23 protein-coding genes are annotated in these 17,287 nt (G+C 43.5%); 6 read left to right on the plus strand and 17 right to left on the minus strand.

Annotated features, from left to right (window positions below):
- Positions 1–4 precede the first annotated feature (4 nt).
- Both ubiA and ACFSJY_RS13955 read right to left on the minus strand, forming a co-directional pair.
- Positions 5–871, minus strand: a complete 867-nt coding sequence (gene ubiA, locus ACFSJY_RS13950; RefSeq protein ID WP_386035363.1) for a 4-hydroxybenzoate octaprenyltransferase — start codon at positions 869–871, stop codon at positions 5–7.
- On the minus strand, positions 868–1,443 hold the full coding sequence (locus ACFSJY_RS13955; RefSeq protein WP_386035366.1) for a chorismate--pyruvate lyase family protein: 576 nt from the start codon (positions 1,441–1,443) through the stop codon (positions 868–870). Before ACFSJY_RS13955 ends, ubiA begins: the two co-directional genes overlap by 4 nt.
- A gap of 183 nt (positions 1,444–1,626) precedes the next feature.
- Between ACFSJY_RS13955 and ACFSJY_RS13960 the strand changes: the two genes are divergently transcribed.
- Positions 1,627–2,007, plus strand: coding sequence for a flagellar basal body-associated protein FliL (locus tag ACFSJY_RS13960; RefSeq protein WP_386035369.1), 381 nt, complete (start codon positions 1,627–1,629; stop codon positions 2,005–2,007).
- Here ACFSJY_RS13960 and glpG read toward each other — a convergent pair whose 3' ends face one another.
- The 5 genes from glpG to ACFSJY_RS13985 all read right to left on the minus strand — a co-directional run bounded on the left by glpG (position 2,008) and on the right by ACFSJY_RS13985 (position 6,571).
- Positions 2,008–2,874 (minus strand): rhomboid family intramembrane serine protease GlpG, encoded by an 867-nt coding sequence (glpG, locus tag ACFSJY_RS13965; protein ID WP_386035372.1) that lies wholly within the window; start codon positions 2,872–2,874, stop codon positions 2,008–2,010.
- Positions 2,874–3,203 (minus strand): thiosulfate sulfurtransferase GlpE, encoded by a 330-nt coding sequence (gene glpE, locus ACFSJY_RS13970; RefSeq protein WP_386035375.1) that lies wholly within the window; start codon positions 3,201–3,203, stop codon positions 2,874–2,876. The genes glpG and glpE overlap by 1 nt, the downstream gene beginning before the upstream one ends.
- Before the next feature lie 111 nt (positions 3,204–3,314).
- Positions 3,315–4,340, minus strand: coding sequence for an L-threonine 3-dehydrogenase (tdh, locus tag ACFSJY_RS13975; protein WP_386035378.1), 1,026 nt, complete (start codon positions 4,338–4,340; stop codon positions 3,315–3,317).
- Positions 4,341–4,409: 69 nt separating this feature from the next.
- Complete coding sequence (locus ACFSJY_RS13980) at positions 4,410–5,603, minus strand: glycine C-acetyltransferase (RefSeq protein WP_386035381.1); 1,194 nt, start codon at positions 5,601–5,603, stop codon at positions 4,410–4,412.
- A gap of 197 nt (positions 5,604–5,800) precedes the next feature.
- A complete protein-coding gene (locus tag ACFSJY_RS13985; RefSeq protein WP_386035384.1) occupies positions 5,801–6,571 on the minus strand; it encodes an alpha/beta fold hydrolase in 771 nt (256 codons plus the stop codon).
- A gap of 109 nt (positions 6,572–6,680) precedes the next feature.
- Between ACFSJY_RS13985 and ACFSJY_RS13990 the strand changes: the two genes are divergently transcribed.
- On the plus strand, positions 6,681–7,991 hold the full coding sequence (locus ACFSJY_RS13990) for a 3-deoxy-D-manno-octulosonic acid transferase (RefSeq protein WP_386035387.1): 1,311 nt from the start codon (positions 6,681–6,683) through the stop codon (positions 7,989–7,991).
- 32 nt (positions 7,992–8,023) lie between these two features.
- On the opposite strand, the gene ACFSJY_RS13995 is transcribed toward ACFSJY_RS13990, so the two are convergent.
- Positions 8,024–9,088 (minus strand): glycosyltransferase family 9 protein, encoded by a 1,065-nt coding sequence (locus ACFSJY_RS13995; protein WP_386035390.1) that lies wholly within the window; start codon positions 9,086–9,088, stop codon positions 8,024–8,026.
- A 54-nt stretch (positions 9,089–9,142) separates the two neighbouring features.
- Between ACFSJY_RS13995 and ACFSJY_RS14000 the strand changes: the two genes are divergently transcribed.
- Positions 9,143–9,889 (plus strand): 3-deoxy-D-manno-octulosonic acid kinase, encoded by a 747-nt coding sequence (locus ACFSJY_RS14000; protein ID WP_386035393.1) that lies wholly within the window; start codon positions 9,143–9,145, stop codon positions 9,887–9,889.
- Here ACFSJY_RS14000 and ACFSJY_RS14005 read toward each other — a convergent pair.
- Positions 9,886–10,542, minus strand: coding sequence for a TetR/AcrR family transcriptional regulator (locus tag ACFSJY_RS14005; protein ID WP_386035395.1), 657 nt, complete (start codon positions 10,540–10,542; stop codon positions 9,886–9,888). The two genes, ACFSJY_RS14000 and ACFSJY_RS14005, sit on opposite strands and share 4 nt — an antisense overlap.
- Positions 10,543–10,728: 186 nt before the next feature.
- On the opposite strand from ACFSJY_RS14005, the gene ACFSJY_RS14010 reads away from it, so the two are divergent.
- A complete protein-coding gene (locus ACFSJY_RS14010) occupies positions 10,729–11,121 on the plus strand; it encodes a nuclear transport factor 2 family protein (RefSeq protein ID WP_386035398.1) in 393 nt (130 codons plus the stop codon).
- A 56-nt stretch (positions 11,122–11,177) separates the two neighbouring features.
- Entirely contained in the window at positions 11,178–11,657 is a 480-nt protein-coding gene (gene coaD / locus ACFSJY_RS14015) for a pantetheine-phosphate adenylyltransferase (protein WP_386035401.1), read from the plus strand.
- A gap of 3 nt (positions 11,658–11,660) precedes the next feature.
- Here coaD and mutM read toward each other — a convergent pair whose 3' ends face one another.
- From mutM to radC, 8 genes are all read right to left on the minus strand, one after another.
- Positions 11,661–12,473 (minus strand): bifunctional DNA-formamidopyrimidine glycosylase/DNA-(apurinic or apyrimidinic site) lyase, encoded by an 813-nt coding sequence (mutM, locus tag ACFSJY_RS14020; protein ID WP_386035404.1) that lies wholly within the window; start codon positions 12,471–12,473, stop codon positions 11,661–11,663.
- A complete protein-coding gene (locus tag ACFSJY_RS14025) occupies positions 12,473–12,964 on the minus strand; it encodes a hypothetical protein (RefSeq protein WP_386035407.1) in 492 nt (163 codons plus the stop codon). Before ACFSJY_RS14025 ends, mutM begins: the two co-directional genes overlap by 1 nt.
- Positions 12,965–13,092: 128 nt before the next feature.
- On the minus strand, positions 13,093–13,248 hold the full coding sequence (rpmG, locus tag ACFSJY_RS14030) for a 50S ribosomal protein L33 (protein WP_033078277.1): 156 nt from the start codon (positions 13,246–13,248) through the stop codon (positions 13,093–13,095).
- Positions 13,249–13,258: 10 nt separating this feature from the next.
- Complete coding sequence (gene rpmB, locus ACFSJY_RS14035) at positions 13,259–13,495, minus strand: 50S ribosomal protein L28 (RefSeq protein WP_386035411.1); 237 nt, start codon at positions 13,493–13,495, stop codon at positions 13,259–13,261.
- 229 nt (positions 13,496–13,724) lie between these two features.
- The gene (locus ACFSJY_RS14040) at positions 13,725–14,123 is read right to left on the minus strand and encodes a hypothetical protein (RefSeq protein WP_386035414.1); all 399 of its coding nucleotides are present in this window, start codon (positions 14,121–14,123) and stop codon (positions 13,725–13,727) included.
- Positions 14,110–14,778, minus strand: coding sequence for an AAA family ATPase (locus tag ACFSJY_RS14045; RefSeq protein ID WP_386035417.1), 669 nt, complete (start codon positions 14,776–14,778; stop codon positions 14,110–14,112). The genes ACFSJY_RS14040 and ACFSJY_RS14045 overlap by 14 nt, the downstream gene beginning before the upstream one ends.
- Positions 14,779–14,856: 78 nt before the next feature.
- Positions 14,857–15,168: a PilZ domain-containing protein gene (locus ACFSJY_RS14050; protein ID WP_386035420.1), complete on the minus strand. Its 312-nt coding sequence runs from the start codon at positions 15,166–15,168 to the stop codon at positions 14,857–14,859.
- Between the two features lie 100 nt (positions 15,169–15,268).
- Positions 15,269–15,976 carry a RadC family protein gene (radC, locus tag ACFSJY_RS14055; RefSeq protein WP_386035423.1) on the minus strand — a complete coding sequence of 236 codons (708 nt, stop codon included), beginning with the start codon at positions 15,974–15,976 and terminating at the stop codon, positions 15,269–15,271.
- A gap of 62 nt (positions 15,977–16,038) precedes the next feature.
- Between radC and coaBC the strand changes: the two genes are divergently transcribed.
- Positions 16,039–17,235 carry a bifunctional phosphopantothenoylcysteine decarboxylase/phosphopantothenate--cysteine ligase CoaBC gene (gene coaBC / locus ACFSJY_RS14060; protein WP_386035426.1) on the plus strand — a complete coding sequence of 399 codons (1,197 nt, stop codon included), beginning with the start codon at positions 16,039–16,041 and terminating at the stop codon, positions 17,233–17,235.
- Positions 17,236–17,287 lie beyond the last annotated feature (52 nt).

Raw genomic sequence — 17,287 nt, forward strand, 5'->3', positions numbered from 1 at the left:
TTTTTTAATAGCCCCAATATTCGATAACAATGCCAATAAAAACGATCAGCCCGACATAGTGGTTGTTCAAGAACGCTTTAAAGCAGGGATCTCTATGCCTGCCTTTGATTAATATCTGCTGGTAACAGAAAAAACCTGCGCTGATGACCAGTGTCAATTGATATGGCCAACCAAATGCCAGCATGTCACCTACTGTGAATAGCGTGGCTAAAACCATAAGCTGAAGCAAGCCAATGATTCTGATATCGTATTTGCCAAACAAAATTGCCGTCGACTTCACACCAATTTTAATATCGTCATCACGATCAACCATGGCATACATAGTGTCATAGGCTACCGTCCAACAAAGATTCGCGAAAAACAAAAGCCAGGCAATGATCGGGACTTCACCTTGAATCTCAGCAAACGCCATAATCATTCCCCAGCTAAAAGCAGCACCGAGCACAACTTGGGGTAAGTGTGTATAACGCTTCATAAACGGATAAGTCGTCGCTAGGATTAATGCAACAAAGGCATACTGAATGGTTAGCCATGATAATTGAATGGCTAATGCTATTGCAGCTCCAATCAAAAAGCCAAACACCATGAGTGCTTCTTGCGCACTTATTTGGCCTGACACAATGGGTCTATGCTGCGTGCGTTTAACCTGCCCATCAACATGGCGATCAGCATAGTCATTAATGACACACCCAGCGCTACGCATGATAAAAACGCCTAATGCAAAAATCGCTAATAAACCGGGATTAGGAAAGCCATTAGACGCCACCCAAAGTGCCCAAAACGTCGGCCACAACAAAAGATAAGTGCCGATAGGTTTATCCATGCGGGTCAACAGTTTCACCGCTTGCCACTTGCTCACCAGTGCCGTCATACCGCCATTTCCTCTTGATAAGCTATGGCTGAAGGTAAAAACACTTCGGCAACCGCTAACGGTTTATCGTGTAAAAAGAAAATGGATCGTCGCCCCCAAAGCGCTTCAACGTTTATATCTGTAATTGTATTGGAAAGCTTCACAACACGTGTGTCTGAATCAAATTGCGCGACAGAGAAATCACCTCGTGTTAAGTGCGGGCTGTTAAAAATAGCCTGCCCTAGTGGTTTATCACCAAGATTTGCCAAAAACGCTTCATCGTCAGTCAAGCTGTCTAACGGCATAATACTGCGAGCAAAAACATGTGGCTGTCCGTCACAGTACAGTAGCACTTCTCGAATGATAGCCTTTGTGCCTTGGGTGATATGTTCACAAGCGTCTTGTGTTTGAACAATTTCTTCTTTTTGCCCAATAACTTCGACATGAAACTTTTGGCAATTAGCTTTAAGTCTTGCTGTCAACGAGGAAGAGTCAAACAGCCAAGAGCCCATGACGTTGTTGAATGACGACGGCGATAAATGACGCCAAATTGCCGGTAGAGTTACCGGAAAAAACTGACTAATACTTTGCATAAGCAACACATACTTTTTGGTTAGGCGCATGATAACAGGCAATCGTATATAAACACTAGTACTGCAAGGATTTGTGATGGCAGCACATTACCAATATTTTTTGCCGTTGCCGCTACCCTTTTTTAACAGGGCGGTTACAATAAATATGATGTACCGAAACAATGATCGAAAAGTATTAGCTTTATGAAAAAACTGCCCCTGTTAGCCCTATTGTTACTTTCTTCACTCTCCGTTAAAGCGTCAGATTACGTCTATTATGGCTTTCAGCCAGATATCGTGACCAATTATGTCGCCGTTAAGAAGAAGATGGGGTATGTGCGTTTAACAGTAGAGTTAATGGTTGAAGGCAGCAATAATCTTGAAGTAGTTGAACATCATGCACCGCTTTTACGTGACGCAATTATCGACATCATCGGACAGCAATCAGAAGACAAAATAAAATCTATCAATGGTCGCCACGAAATTCAGCGTATGTGCGAAGAAAGAGTGCAAGATTTGTTAAAAGCAGAAACTGGGCAAACACTGATTAAAAAGCTGATGTTTACCCAGTGGCTTGATAACTAATTATTGACTGTCGATCTTTTGAGTTTTTTGTTGCGCAATAGCCCAAGCCATTGCGCAGCCAACTAACAAGCCAACCAAGTGAGCGGTATTGGCCATGTTTATAGGCAACACATCAACATAGCCCAAAAGCAGCCATACCAATAAAAAGCCCACAATAGGTTTAGATAACCCTAAACCTCGCTCTGGCATCAGCCACCCTGCAAACCAAGCAAAACCTACCACAGCGTATACCACGCCTGACAAGCCACCGAAATTAGGTCCACTTACTAAAAACTGTCCCAAATTGGATGCTATCGCTGATATCAAAAACAAATTAATAATACGCCAGCGGCCAAACTCACGCTCTATAGCGCTTCCTAACTGCCACCACCACATGGTATTAAACGCGATATGTAACAAAGAAAAGTGTAAAAAGGCAGGCCCGATCAAACGCCATGGTTCACTTAACAAATACTCAACGTTAAGGAACTGAAAGAATGATAGAGGACCGTAAAGCTCTCGCCCAAAGCCAATATTCGCCAGTATAAATACCACCCAGCAAACCGAAAAAACAAGCAAAGTAAACGGCTTTGCGTGCGCTAAAAACTGACCTTTAAAGCCAGCAAACGCGTCTCCTGGCATAGTGTTAGACGCGTCACCATGTTGCCAAGCTGCCTGCTGATACTTAGGGTGGTATGGTTGCACAGCAAATTCTTGAAATAGCTGCTTAGCTTGTTCAAAATTAATCGGTTCAACACATATCCAAAATGCGTATTCTTGCTCAACCAACTCACCGTCTATATTGAGGCTCTTTAAATAATCAACAAAAAGCTGACCTATCGCTCTCTGATCAACTTTAACGAGGGGCTGAAAAGATTCACTCATCATTATTTTTCAATATGTTCTGGATACAACTGCTGCCACTGCACAAAACCACCATCTAACGAGTAGACATCAGAAAAGTCTTGGCTGTGGAGGAAATCAGCAGCAGGCTGGCTCGATACACCGTGATAACAACACACAACAGTTGGCTTATCAAAATCAGCCTCACGCATAAAGTCAGCTAGATTGTCGTTGGTTAAATGAATCGCTCCTGGAATGCGCCCTTGGCTAAAGGTATTAGCATCGCGAATATCAACTATCACAAAGTGCTCTTCAGTGAGTTTTTCTGCCAATTGAGCGGGAGAAAGATGGGTAAAATTACTGGCTTGCTGCATGTCGTACACCTAACAATAAATCAATGCGCATTATACGAATATTCTACACAAATAAAAAAGGCACGGTTCACCGTGCCTTTATAAGAACCTGTTGTTCAATCCTCGAAAGAGTTACGTCCAGTCCAAAATAACTTTGCCTGACTGGCCAGAACGCATAACATCAAAACCCTGTTGGAATTCATCAACGTTGTAGCGATGGGTAATAATCGGTGACAAATCTAATCCTGATTGAATCAAGCTTGCCATTTTGTACCAGGTTTCAAACATCTCACGACCGTAAATACCTTTGATAGTTAACCCTTTGAATATTACTTTACTCCAGTCAATCGCCATGTCCTGGCCAGGAATACCTAGCATTGCGATTTTACCGCCATTATTCATATTCTCTAGCATGTCTTGAAATGCCATTGGTACGCCAGACATTTCTAAGCCCACATCAAAACCTTCGGTCATGCCTAATTCGACCATCACATCACTAAGTTTTTCTTTGGACACATCAACCGCGCGGGTTGCGCCCATTTGCTTCGCTAAATCTAGACGGTACTCATTGACATCCGTAACAACAACATGGCGAGCACCAACGTGTTTAGCTACGGCAGCGGCCATAATTCCAATTGGACCAGCACCTGTAATTAGCACGTCTTCACCGACTAAATCGAATGACAATGCCGTATGTACTGCGTTACCAAACGGGTCAAAGATCGCTGCCATGTCGTCAGAGATTTCATCAGGTAATTTGAATGCGTTAAACGCAGGGATAACCAAATATTCTGCAAAACAACCCGTACGGTCAACACCGACACCTACTGTATTGCGACACAGGTGAGTGCGACCACCACGGCAGTTACGACAGTGGCCACACGTGATATGCCCTTCACCAGAGACACGGTCACCAATTTCAAAGCCTTTGACTTCTTGGCCAATACCAACCACTTCACCAGCGTATTCGTGACCCACAACCATAGGGACAGGAATCGTTTTTTGAGACCACTCATCCCAGTTGTAAATATGAATATCAGTACCACAAATAGCGGTTTTTTTAATTTTGATTAATAAATCATTGTGACCAAGCTCAGGCTTTGGTGAATCGGTCATCCAAATGCCTTCTTTGGCATGCAATTTCGCTAATGATTTCATCTCATTAACCTCAAATAAATTACGTTAAGGCTCTCACCTGTTCTTACTTTTGTGTTAACAACTACCGCGTTAGATAACGCCTAGCTCTTTGCCGATACGGGTAAACGCTTCAATCGCTTTATCCAATTGTGCACGTGTGTGAGCGGCAGAAATTTGTGTACGAATACGCGCCTGCCCTTTCGGTACAACAGGGAATGAGAAGCCAATGACGTAAATACCTTCAGCAAGTAACTTATCGGCCATTTCACTCGCCAATGCAGCATCACCAATCATGACAGGCACAATAGCGTGATCAGCACCTGCACAAGTAAATCCTGCTGTTTCCATTTGACTTCTGAAGTAGGTTTGGTTTTCACGTAATGTCGCACGCAGGTCATCACCCTCTGCCAATAAGTCTATTACGCGAATAGACGCTGACACGATTGCAGGTGCTAGTGAATTTGAAAACAAGTAAGGACGCGAACGTTGACGTAGCCACTCAACAATTTCTTTGCGTCCTGAAGTGTAACCGCCGGAGGCGCCACCCATTGCTTTACCTAACGTGCCGGTAATGATGTCTACTCGGCCCATTACGTCACAAAACTCATGGCTACCACGGCCCTTGTCACCGACAAAGCCTACAGCGTGTGAATCGTCTACCATCACTAATGCATCATACTTGTCAGCCAAATCACAAACGGCTTTCAAGTTAGCGATCACGCCATCCATCGAGAAAACACCATCTGTAGCAATCAACTTAAAGCGAGCACCAGCTTCATCAGCTTCTTTCAATCGAGCTTCCAACTCGGCCATATCATTGTTTGCATAGCGGAACCGCTTCGCTTTACACAAACGAACACCATCGATAATAGATGCATGGTTCAGTGCGTCAGAAATAATAGCGTCTTCTGGGCCTAATAGCGTTTCAAAAAGACCCGCATTTGCGTCAAAACATGATGAATACAAAATCGTGTCTTCCATACCAAGGAAGTCACTTAACTTTTGCTCAAGAGTTTTGTGAATATCTTGCGTACCACAAATAAAACGTACTGATGCCATACCAAAACCGTGGTCGTCCAGTCCCGCTTTTGCCGCGTCAATTAATGCCGGGTGATTTGCTAAGCCCAAATAATTATTGGCACAAAAGTTAATTACTTCATCGCCTGAACTTACTGCAATTTCAGCTTGTTGTGCAGTTGTAATAACGCGTTCAGCTTTATATAAGCCTTCCGCTTTAACTTGGTCTATTTGATCTTGCAGATGCGCATAAAAGTTCGATGACATAGTTGCCCCAAATTTCAAAGTGGTGGAATGGCACGCTTAGCGGCACATTTTCAAACTAAGCATTAGCGCTGCACAGTGTTTTTGCAAGCTAAGCTATTCAATTGGCCGCTATTTTACGCATTTAGGCAGCTAGGTACAGTCCGATGAGTGAATAAGTAAAAGGGAAAGTGAAAACTTTTATTGGCAGCGTCAGCGTCCTACTGCTGTTTACCCCGCTCAATAAGCCAAGAAGCAATATCTGCCGACAAAGACGGATTACGCTTGAGTAGCTGGCTATCTGTATGCTCACCTTTAAACAACAACATTTTTGAGCGCTTGTGACCATTCCATTCGAACAGTTCTTTACTGGTCTGGTAGCTTTCAATATTGTGGATAGGGCTGATAAAGTAGCTCGGAATATCAGTGAGGTTTTTGTATCGCTCTTTGGCAATAAAATCCATCTCAGGGCTCAACAATACCATATTTGCGACGTGCATTTGCTCGGCTGTAGAGACTGCAAAAGGAGCTGAGCAGCCTACCGCAAATATAGAAATAGCGAACTGGTTATCTACTTTATCACGCAGATAATCGTAAGCATTAAGTACATCAAGCTCCCAATAGGCACTGATCATCGCCAGTTGTTGTTGATAAGCAATAATATCTTTCGCATTTTTCTTAATGTTTTGGTGAGAAACCATAGGCGTGACACTGTTTCCAAACCCTCGTAAATCAAGCGCTAATGCGTGGAAGCCAGCCTGAGAGATGCGTTTTGCGATATCGTGATAGGGGCGACTGTCAGATTTACAGTCATGCAAAACTAAAAAGCCATCGGCTTTTTTCTTACCGGGAAAATATTGACCCGTTAACGGAAATTTATCTTTAGTGGTGATCAATATTTGATTGTCAGGCACTTTAGTGCTGGCAGCTTCTTGCGCCGACACTGACGCCATTGAGAACAAAAAAACGAGCGCAATAACCGTAAACTGCACGATAAACAGATCTCCGCATTAGCGATAAAATAGACTGACTAACAACATACCAAACTCACCCACATTGTGAAACCTAGCACCAATTACATTTAACTAATAGCAAGGTATAATGCGTTTACTTTTGACTATTGAGATTTCGGCTTTGGCATTATTCTGTTACCGATTGCTGCTACTCGTTTTTTTACCCATCATTCTCTTATTCGCAGTCGCGCGTTCTTTCAGTCAAAAAGCATATCGCAAGCGTCTGTCAGAGCGCTTGGGTATGGTACCGAACCATTTCCAATCCGGTGGGATTATTATTCACTGTGCCAGCGTAGGCGAAGTACTGGCACTTAAGCCATATATTCAGGCATGTATCGCGCGCTTTTCTGATCTCCCTATTACAGTCACCACATTTACACCAACAGGTTCTGCGCAAGTGCAACAGTTATTCGGTGACCAAGTGCAGCACTGCTATTTCCCTCTTGATGTTTTGCCCTGCAGCGCTGCTTTTTTATCAAAGCTTAAGCCAAAAGTGCTGGTCGTGATGGAAACAGAGTTATGGCCCAATATAGTTGCGCAAGCTGCGAAACGTCATTGTAAGTTATTGCTGATCAATGGCCGACTCTCTGATAAATCATGGCCGAAATACCAAAAGTTAGCTGCGCTTATTAAGCCTTGTTTAGCGAACTTCGACCAAGTGCTGACACAAAGTGAACAATATTCAGAGCGTTTTATCGCTTTAGGTGCTAACGCTTCAACTTGCCACAATATTGGTAACTTGAAGTACGATTTACGCCAAACTGAGCAAGCGTTGGCCAAACAGGCTGAACTTGAAAACCTGATAGACGAGCACAAACAAACATTGTTGTTAGCCAGCAGTCATGCCGGGGACGAACAGCTTGTAATAGACGCATTCAAATCTGACACCCTGAAAAATGAGCACCTGCGCCTCATTGTTGTACCTAGACACCCAGAACGTTTTAATGAGGTTGCTCAACTGATTAAAAGCCAAGGTCTAGATTTGGCAACCCGAGGCAACGGTGACCGCGTAACAGTGCATACGGATGTTTGGCTGATAGATACCTTAGGCGAGTTAATGTCTGTTTTCCCACTTTCTGACATCGTGATCATGGGTGGTACCTTCTCCCATATTGGTGGCCATAATCCACTTGAGCCAGCACTTTTCAAAAAGCCCATTATGCTTGGCAGTGATATGGCCAACTTTAAAGAAGTACAACAACAGCTCAGTAAAGCCAATGCCGCCATTAATTTGCCAGAGGGAATAAAGGCTGAAGTACTTGCAAAAGAAATTAAGCGATTGCTTGACGACAAAGACTTACAAGAACGAATTGGTCAAAGTGCACAGGCTGTGGTTATACAAAATCAAGGTGCCACAGAAAAAGCGCTCAGTGCTCTAGCAGTGCTACTTAGGCAATAGTCGTGTATCAATGAAAAGCCAGCGCTTTTTCGCTATTGCGTTAGCTCTGGATAATGATCTGCAATAAGTTGTCGCACTTTATCCATCACTTGATCGATAGAAATATTATCCATCAAACCTTCACCTTTTGCGCGAGTTCCCCACGGCAACTTTGCAACAGGCTTATGATGCTGCTGTTGTACCGCCTCTTTGTAATGATTCACTACATAAGCCTGATAGGTATATGGACCAGTTCGCATTGGGTTGCTGTGCGCATATAGTCCAACGACTGGCGTCGACACAGTTACTGCCATATGCGCAGGGCCTGTATCTGGAGCAATGACGAGATGAGCGATATTCAAGCAAGCTAACATTTGCGGTAACGTCGTTTGTCCAACCAAATTGATAAGTTCTTGCGGGCAATTGGCCTGAATCATCGCTGCCAGCTTTTTCTCTAACTCAGTTGGGCCACCGCAAATAACAACGCTAAAGCCCTGTTGCACTAATTTGTGGGCAACTTCACCGTAGCCAGTTGGATGCCAATTACGCTCTGCCTTGCTAGCAGCAGGACAAATAATCGCGATGGGTTTATTTGTTTGAAGTTGTTCACTTACCCACAATTGATCTTCGTCATTGATCGGCATATGCCATTCTGGCTTTTCAATCGGGACGCCAATTGCCTCAGCAAAGCCCAGAAAACCATCCAGAACATGCGGCTGTGCTTGTGGAGCAATTTTTTTATTCGTAAATAACCATTGCCCTTCCTTAGCTCGCTCACTATCAAAGCCTACTTTGACTTTTGCCTTGATCATTAAACTCGCCAAACTCGCGCGAAACGCTATTTGCATGTGTAGCAACACATCGAACTCTTCACCATTCAATGTTTGCCTTAACGCCTTATAACCGGCAAGCCCGGCGCCTTTATCAAAAACCACAAATCGCACACCTGGCAAACCTTTCAGTAGCATGGCTTCAACCTTGCCAATGACCCAAGTTATTTTGCAATCAGGATATTGCCGCTGAATAGCTTGCACCATTGCAACAGCATGGCATACATCACCAATGGCTGATAAACGCAAAATACATAGGTTTTTCGGTGCAATTATTTGACCGGGCATAAAGGAATCACCACAATAAGCGACAGACGCTGAAAAGAAAGTTGGCCTATTATCTTGAACCTGAACGCAATTGTAAATTCTGAACTGGCGACACTAGTCCCAGAGAAGCGCCGTTGGACCGTGATCAATCAGACGTGGCAAACGCAATTTATTCCAGACATGTGCCAACCCGAGTATTGGCTGGCAAAAGATCTTGTGGTGGGTCAGGCACAAGGTCGAGGCACAACATACTTTGTTGAGCACAACGAACAACAGTGGGTGCTCAGGCATTACTATCGAGGAGGATTAGTTGGCAAATTCATCAACGATAGCTACTTTTTCTCTGGGCTCGAGAGTACGCGTGCAATAAGAGAGTTTTCGCTCTTACTGAAACTCAAAGAATTAGGCTTACCCGCGCCAACACCTGTTGCTTGTCAAATCACGCGTCATGGACTCTGGTACCGTGGAGATATCATCACTACCCGGATTGAAAATGCTCAAGATCTGTTTGCTAAGCTAGTGCATACGCCTTGTAATCAAGGTATGTGGCATGAAATAGGACGTTGTATTGCTGCCTTCCACAATGCTCAGGTGTATCATCACGACTTAAACATTCACAACATTTTAATAGATGATGAAGACAAAGTTTGGTTAATTGACTTTGACCAAGGGGCCATAAAAAGTGGTAGTGACTTCAAGCAAGGAAATTTGGATCGCTTGAAGCGTTCGTTTACAAAAGAATTATCTACACACCCTCAACTGCATTGGTCTGAGCAAGAGTGGCAAATGCTTATCGACGGTTACAAAAAAGCGAGTATTTAGCTCGCTTGTTTCGCTTCTTGATGACGCTCTAAGTACATTTCACGCGCCTTCACAAACTCTGGTAATGCTTTTTCTGTTGTGTACGGACGGATAATACTCAGTATTTTCAAAACACCTTCATAAAATACGGAGGACTCGATTTCCGTATTCATGGTTTGCGTTTGGTAGAAGCTTAACCAGAAGGTATTCACTAGGCGCAAAATGCTGACCAAATCGGATAGCTCTTCATCTTCAAACTGAATCATGTCTGCATCACGCAGAGACAACATCATGTCGCTAACACGTTCACTAATAAAGTGCTGCACCTCTACATATTTTTCGCGAAGCAACGGGTTCTTCGACAATAAAACAGGTAGATTCGCATAGAAAAAGCGGAACTTTGACATTGCCTGAAATACCGCATCCATATACAAAATAATAGCATCAAGCGGCTTGATATCTGGCGAAACTTGCGGGAAAGTCTCTAGCAGTAAGTTACGCGCGTATTCTTCATAAATCGACAGAATAATGTCTTCTTTATTGCGAAAGTGATAGTAAAGGTTACCGGGACTAATACCGAGGTGGGCAGCAATATGATTAGTCGTAACATTGCGTTCGCCGTGTTCATTGAATAACTCAATGCTGGCTTGAATGATTTTATCCCGCGTTTTCATAAGCTGTGTAGTAACTCCCACTTCGGACACATCAAGCTATCATACTATCAAAAACCTCGAAACTTAAAGTATTTACTCAAAAAAACTTTACAGGAATGTTTCACATTCACTTGCCTATTCTTTCGCATTGACGCAATCTAGCTGAATCTTGACAGGTGTTAGTTTTATGAAAATAAAGAGGGGATTATGTTAGAACAATGGCACAACACGGTAAAAACACGTGATATATCAGCGTTAAAGCAATTATTAGCGGAAAATGTTGTCCTTCACTCACCGGTTATTCATCGTCCTGTAGAAGGTAGCAACATGGTGTCTATGTACCTGACAGCTGCACTGCATACTTTTGCTAATGAACACTTTACCTATGACCGAGAATTCTTTGCTGACAATGCGGCAGTGTTAGAATTTAGTACCGAAATTGACGGCATCTTCATCAATGGAATCGACATGATCACCTTTGATGATGCAGGCAAAATTATCGACTTCAAAGTAATGGTGCGCCCACTTAAGGCGATAAATTTAATTAACGACAAGATGACCGCTTTACTCGAAAAGTACAAAGCCAATCTATCGCTTTGAAAATAAGGTGATCGGGGTCTAAAATAGCGGTAATTTACAATAATTACAGATATTTCATGTCAGTTAGAGCTATTTACCCCGGCACTTTTGATCCGGTCACTAACGGTCATACCGACCTTATCGAACGCGCTAGCAAGCTATTCTCAGAGGTCATTGTTGGCGTCGCGTACAGCCCGAGTAAGAAACCTCGTTTTGATTTAGATCACCGTGTCGATATGCTAGAGCAAGTTACGGCACATTTAGATAATGTAAAAGTCGTTGGTTTTACAGGGCTTTTAGTGGACTTTGCCAAAGAGCATCAAGCTAATGTACTTATTCGCGGTTTGCGCGCTGTATCAGACTTCGAATACGAATTTCAATTAGCCAACATGAACCGTCGCTTATCTCCCGACTTAGAAAGTGTCTTCCTAACACCTGCCGAAGAAAATTCATTTATTTCTTCGACATTGGTTAAGGAAGTCGCCTTACACAAAGGCGACGTGAGTGAATTTGTTCACCCCGTTGTCAAGCAAGCGTTAGAAGACTCGATGAAGTAAGACTTACTTTTGGCAGCTCGGGCAAAACACTGAGCTGCGATTCGATTGTCTGATCTCTTTCAGCGTCTCTCCGCACGTCACACAAGCCTTACCTGCTCGACCATAAACGTTTAATGATTGTGCAAAATAGCCTGGGCGACCATCTGCTTGCGTAAAGTCTTTAAGCGTAGTGCCGCCTTGTTTAATTGCCGCCGCTAACACTACTTTTATGTTGTCTGTTAACACCACACATTGTTTTTTTGTCAGTGTGCCAGCCTTTTTGGTGGGACGAATACCACTCAAAAATAGCGCTTCATTGGCATAAATATTACCGACACCAACAACCACTGGATTGTTCATAATAAACGTTTTCACAGGAACCGTTTTTTTACGTGACTTCTCAAACAAATAGTCAGCATGAAACGCGTCAGTCAGCGGTTCAGGACCTAATTTAGTCAAAATGCCCTGTTCATCGACATCATTCGCTAACCACAAAACTGCGCCAAAACGACGGGGATCATTCAGGCGCAGCATCTTGCCGTTGTCAAAGACAATATCGACATGGTCGTGCTTTTCGACAGGGACATTTTTATCGATAACACGAATAGTCCCTGACATGCCTAAGTGAATCAAAATACTACCGCTAGTAACTTTCAATATTAGGTATTTTGAACGGCGCTCGACACTGCGAATACGTTCTCCCACTGCATCTTCTAGTTGCTCTGGAACAGGCCAACGTAATTGTCGCTGACGAACATCAATGTTGGCTATGGCTTGATTGGTTATATGCGGGCTGATGCCTAAACGACATACTTCGACTTCTGGTAACTCAGGCATTATTGACCTTTTGATAATAAACCGGCTGGAATTAACTGTTGCAGCATTGGCCTAGGTAGTTGTATATACTGTCCTGTCTGGTGGTTCAGTATCACCAGACTTTCTGCCAGTGCATATAACGAATACATATTAATACGAGGATCACCAGCTAAGACCATGCTTACCAAAACCCCCTGATGCTGCTGACGATCAATCTCAATGTCTACGGCTTGACCTTGGATGTCGTGCCAAGAGCGCATCATCTGTTCAAGTCGCTGCGGCTTTATTAATTCTGGTTGAGCACGCCAGCTTTGACCAACACGTTCAATAATCACTTGTTGGTCAACCGTCATGGTCAGTATAACTTTGTTATCACCTATAACTGACTGAACCGATTTGAGGTTTTCATTACTCGTATCTTGCTCATTATTCTGAGTGAGATTAATCATCAAAATAAAGCCCATAACCGAGAAAATAATAACGTTATTCCAACCTGCTCGTGACAGCCTCATGATGCACCTACTTCTACGTTTGATAGGTCTATGATACTGAAAGCATGACAAAAGTGATACGAATGAAGAATTTCAGGCAATAAAAAACCCAGCGATTGCTGGGTTTTGCATTGTTCGAAAAAGGAAAATTACTTAATTTTCGCTTCTTTGTAAATCACGTGCTTACGTGCTTTAGGGTCGAACTTTTTGATTTCCATTTTCTCTGGCATAGTCTTTTTATTCTTGTCAGTAGTATAAAAATGACCTGTGCCAGCAGAAGAAACTAAACGAATCTTATCACGCATGACTTATTCCTTAGATTTTTTCGCCACGAGCACGGATGTCAGCAAGTACTGCATCAATGCCTTTCTTGTCGATAATACGCATACCTTTAGGAGTAAGGCGTAATTTAACGAAACGGTTTTCACTCTCAACCCAAAAACGGTGAGACTGAAGGTTTGGTAAGAAACGACGACGAGTCGCGTTTCTCGCATGAGAACGGTTGTTCCCTACAACTGGTTTTTTGCCAGTTACTTGGCAAACTTTAGCCATTTGAGTCACTCCAAAATTAATTTCAGCTCGAGCTAATTTCCCCTTGGCCGTCGCCTCGGGATCCTGAAAAAGGTGGCATATTATAGTGAAACTTAAATATGATTGCCAGCACTAATCAGTTTTTAACCAAGTTCTTGGTAATTATTTATCTTGATCAAAGAGTTACGTATTGCAAAAAAGGCATTTTATCGTCTTATTTCTAGACTGAATGACTGATTATCGTTCGAAATTAGGCGATCTTTGATCCTATCAAGGTCGCCAATTGAGACTTCTGATCTTGGCTCGACATGTGGTCAATGAGAATTCGGATAATGTGCGACTTCGCCAGTTTTGAGTCCTTCGCAAGTGCGTTGAGTTGTTCAATAGCATCTTCACTTAAGGTAAACGTGGCATGACGGAAGGGTCTGTTGCTTTCCTTTTGTAGCTCTTTTTCAGCAACCTTTTTTTCTGCAAAGGCAATCGCCTGATCCAGATCAAGCTTAGAGCCAGTGGTTTCTTGGCCACCACGCTTTACTATTTCAGGCACACCTTTAGCGTAGTTTTCCGCATCCGAAATAAATTCATCAACGGTAAAGCGTTTCTTTTTTACCGCCTTGCCTTTGCCTTTTTTAAGATCAGTTAAACTCATGGGAGTCGTCCGGCTTCATCGCTAATAGCTCTTCAGCGATGGCAATCATTTCTTGTGCCGCTTTACCTTCTGGTTCATTTTCCAATACTGAAGAGCCTGACTCTTCACTGTCGTCATATACGTTGCGGTTGTATGTCACTGCATTCAGCACATTGATGCCATATGAAGAACACACTTCTTTCGCTTCAATTATTCGATTCGCCTGTGTGGGTAAAGCGGGACATTGGGTGATAACAAATGATGCCAACATTTTAGGATTAACCATCTTACAGGTGCTTAGCATGTCTTCCATATGTGGCACCGTTTTCAAGTCACGGCGTTTTGGTCGTAATGGAATAACAACATGGTCTGCCACTGACATCGCTGCACGCAGCGCTAAGTTATCCTGTCCGCCACAGTCGACTATCACATAATCATAATGTTGATTCAGACTTAGCAAATCATTGCGAATCTTTCCGTATAATTGAATACAGTTGATGGCAGGTAAAGATGGGTCACCATTTCGGGCTTGGATCCAATCAGAGGTTGTACGTTGCGGATCACAATCAACCATTAGCACAATGGCGTTTTTGTGTTTTGCGAAATACACGGCAAGGTTTTGCGCTAAACAGCTTTTGCCGCTGCCGCCTTTCTCACCACCAACTAATATCATCATGATGCTAACTTCCTATAACTACAGGTCATTTATCCTTTCGGATTGTTTCAAGTATAGTCCAAATCCCCGCATCGCGGGTTATGCTTTAGTTTCCAGCAAAAAAGCGATATGAAACCAGCCTGTATCTTGTTTAATACAGCGTAATACAGTGCCTTTCAGGCTCTGCGCACTTGGGCTATTTCGTTTGAATATAACGGTAACAGGGGTGTCGACGGGGATTGCAATATCACTGTCTACGCGCAGGCCACCGCGCGAAAAGTCTAAACAGGCGACTTTCTTTTGTATGTCCTGACCATTATCGTTTTGCCAAACGATATCAATCAGTTCCTTTTCCATGTCCAGTCGGAAATGCTGGCGCCGTTCTATCTCATGGTTACTACTATCGGTCATAAGATGATCCTTGCTTATTCTCTCAACTCATGGTCAGCAGAATTGCTTGTTATCTGTCTAAACGTACTAAGCATTTCTCTGATATGCAAACACTTTTACATTAAATCTGGCCATGTTCTGCAAATGAGTAACATCTATTACCTGCGACAATTAAATGGTCCAGTACACGCACATCAATCAGTCGCAATGCTTTAACGAGCTGCTCTGTTATCGCCACATCAGCAAGGCTCGGTTCCAACACTCCTGTAGGATGGTTGTGAACGAGAATCACAGCGGCGGCGCGTGCCTTTAGTACCTGCTCAACAACGACTCGCGGATACACTGCAGCAGCATCTAGCGTCCCTTGGAACAATCGTTTAAAGCTAATAACTTGGTGTTGATTGTTGAGCAGCAGTACGCCAAAAACTTCATAGGGCTCTAATCCAAGTTCTGTCACCACATAGTGCTTAGTTTGGACAGAGCTACTAAGATAGTCAGATGTCTTTGCCTGCTCCTTTAGACAGCGCTTTGCCATTTCTAACGTCGCTTGCAACTGCACATACTTGGCCTGCCCAAGTCCATTGCGTTGACAGAAGCTATGTTCATCCGCCTGATAAATAGCAGCAATACTCCCAAACTCATTGATTAGCTGACGCGCCAATTCAACAACATTAGTACCTTTGACACCGGTGCGTAAAAATATCGCGAGAAGCTCAGCGTCACTGAGAGTATCCGCCCCTTGTTGAAGCAGCTTTTCCCTAGGCCTTTCAGCCTGTGGCCAACTTTGCAACATCCCTTTCTCCTTGTCTTCAATCCTTGATATACTCATGCCATTATCGTCCCAAGAGACTTAACGTTTTGAGTCTACTGACTTTTTAAGATTAGCAGCATATGGCAAGTTTACAGAATAAAAACATTGTTTTAGGTATTAGTGGCGGCATTGCTGCATACAAAGGTCCTGAGCTTGTACGCAGACTCAAAGAGCAAGGTGCAAATGTACGTGTTGTGCTCACCGAGTCGGCCAAAGCTTTTGTGACACCTTTATCGTTACAAGCCGTTTCTGCAAACCCGGTAGCAGATGACTTGCTTGACCCTCAAGCCGAACTTGCAATGGGACACATTGAATTAGCAAAATGGGCCGACCTATTATTGGTTGCACCGGCAACGGCAAACACCATTGCAAAATTAGTGCATGGTTTAGCAGATGACTTACTTTCAACGATAGCTTTGGCAACACCCGCCCCAATAGCAATTGCACCAGCGATGAATCAACAAATGTGGCACAACGCTATTAGTCAGCAGAACATCGAAAAAGCAAAAGCAGCGAGCTTTGCGTTATTGGGGCCTAGCAGCGGTGAACAAGCCTGTGGAGACGTCGGCTTGGGACGCATGCTCGACGTACCCGAATTGGTTACTGCCGTTTCAGACCTTTTTGTTGAGCAAACACTAGTTAACCAGCATTGGGTGATTACCGCAGGTCCAACGCAAGAACCGATAGACCCTGTTCGCTATATCTCCAATCACAGTTCAGGAAAAATGGGGTATGCTATTGCACAAGCCGCGGCATCCCTAGGCGCGAAAGTAACGTTAATATCCGGGCCAACAAAATTATCAGTGCCAACAAACTGCCAACGTATTGATGTGCTCAGTGCTGCTGATATGCACACAGAAGCACTGAGTGCAGCACCCAATGCAGATGTCTTTGTTGCCTGTGCTGCCGTCGCAGATTACCGTGTAGCCAACGTTGCCGATCAGAAAATCAAAAAACATGAAGATGCGATGCAAATCAACTTGGTAAAAAATCCAGATATCGTGGCTGATGTTGCAGGTTTAACCGAAAATCGACCGTTTACCGTTGGCTTCGCAGCAGAAACACAAGATGTTGAACAATATGCTCGAGGCAAGCTAAAAAAGAAAAACCTTGATCTAATTGCTGCTAACAACGTATCTACAAAAGGTATTGGCTTTAACAGTGACGATAACGCATTAACCTTGTATTCGGCAGATGACGCGATCGACTTGGGCCACCACAGTAAGAAAGCACTCGCAGCGGCATTGGTTGATGCTATCGCCAGACAGCGCAGCTAATCATCCGTAAGCAAGTCTTTACTTACTTCTATATACGCTATTAATAAATTTG

The organism is Thalassotalea euphylliae (genome assembly GCF_042682785.1).
GTDB lineage: Bacteria > Pseudomonadota > Gammaproteobacteria > Enterobacterales > Alteromonadaceae > Thalassotalea_F > Thalassotalea_F euphylliae.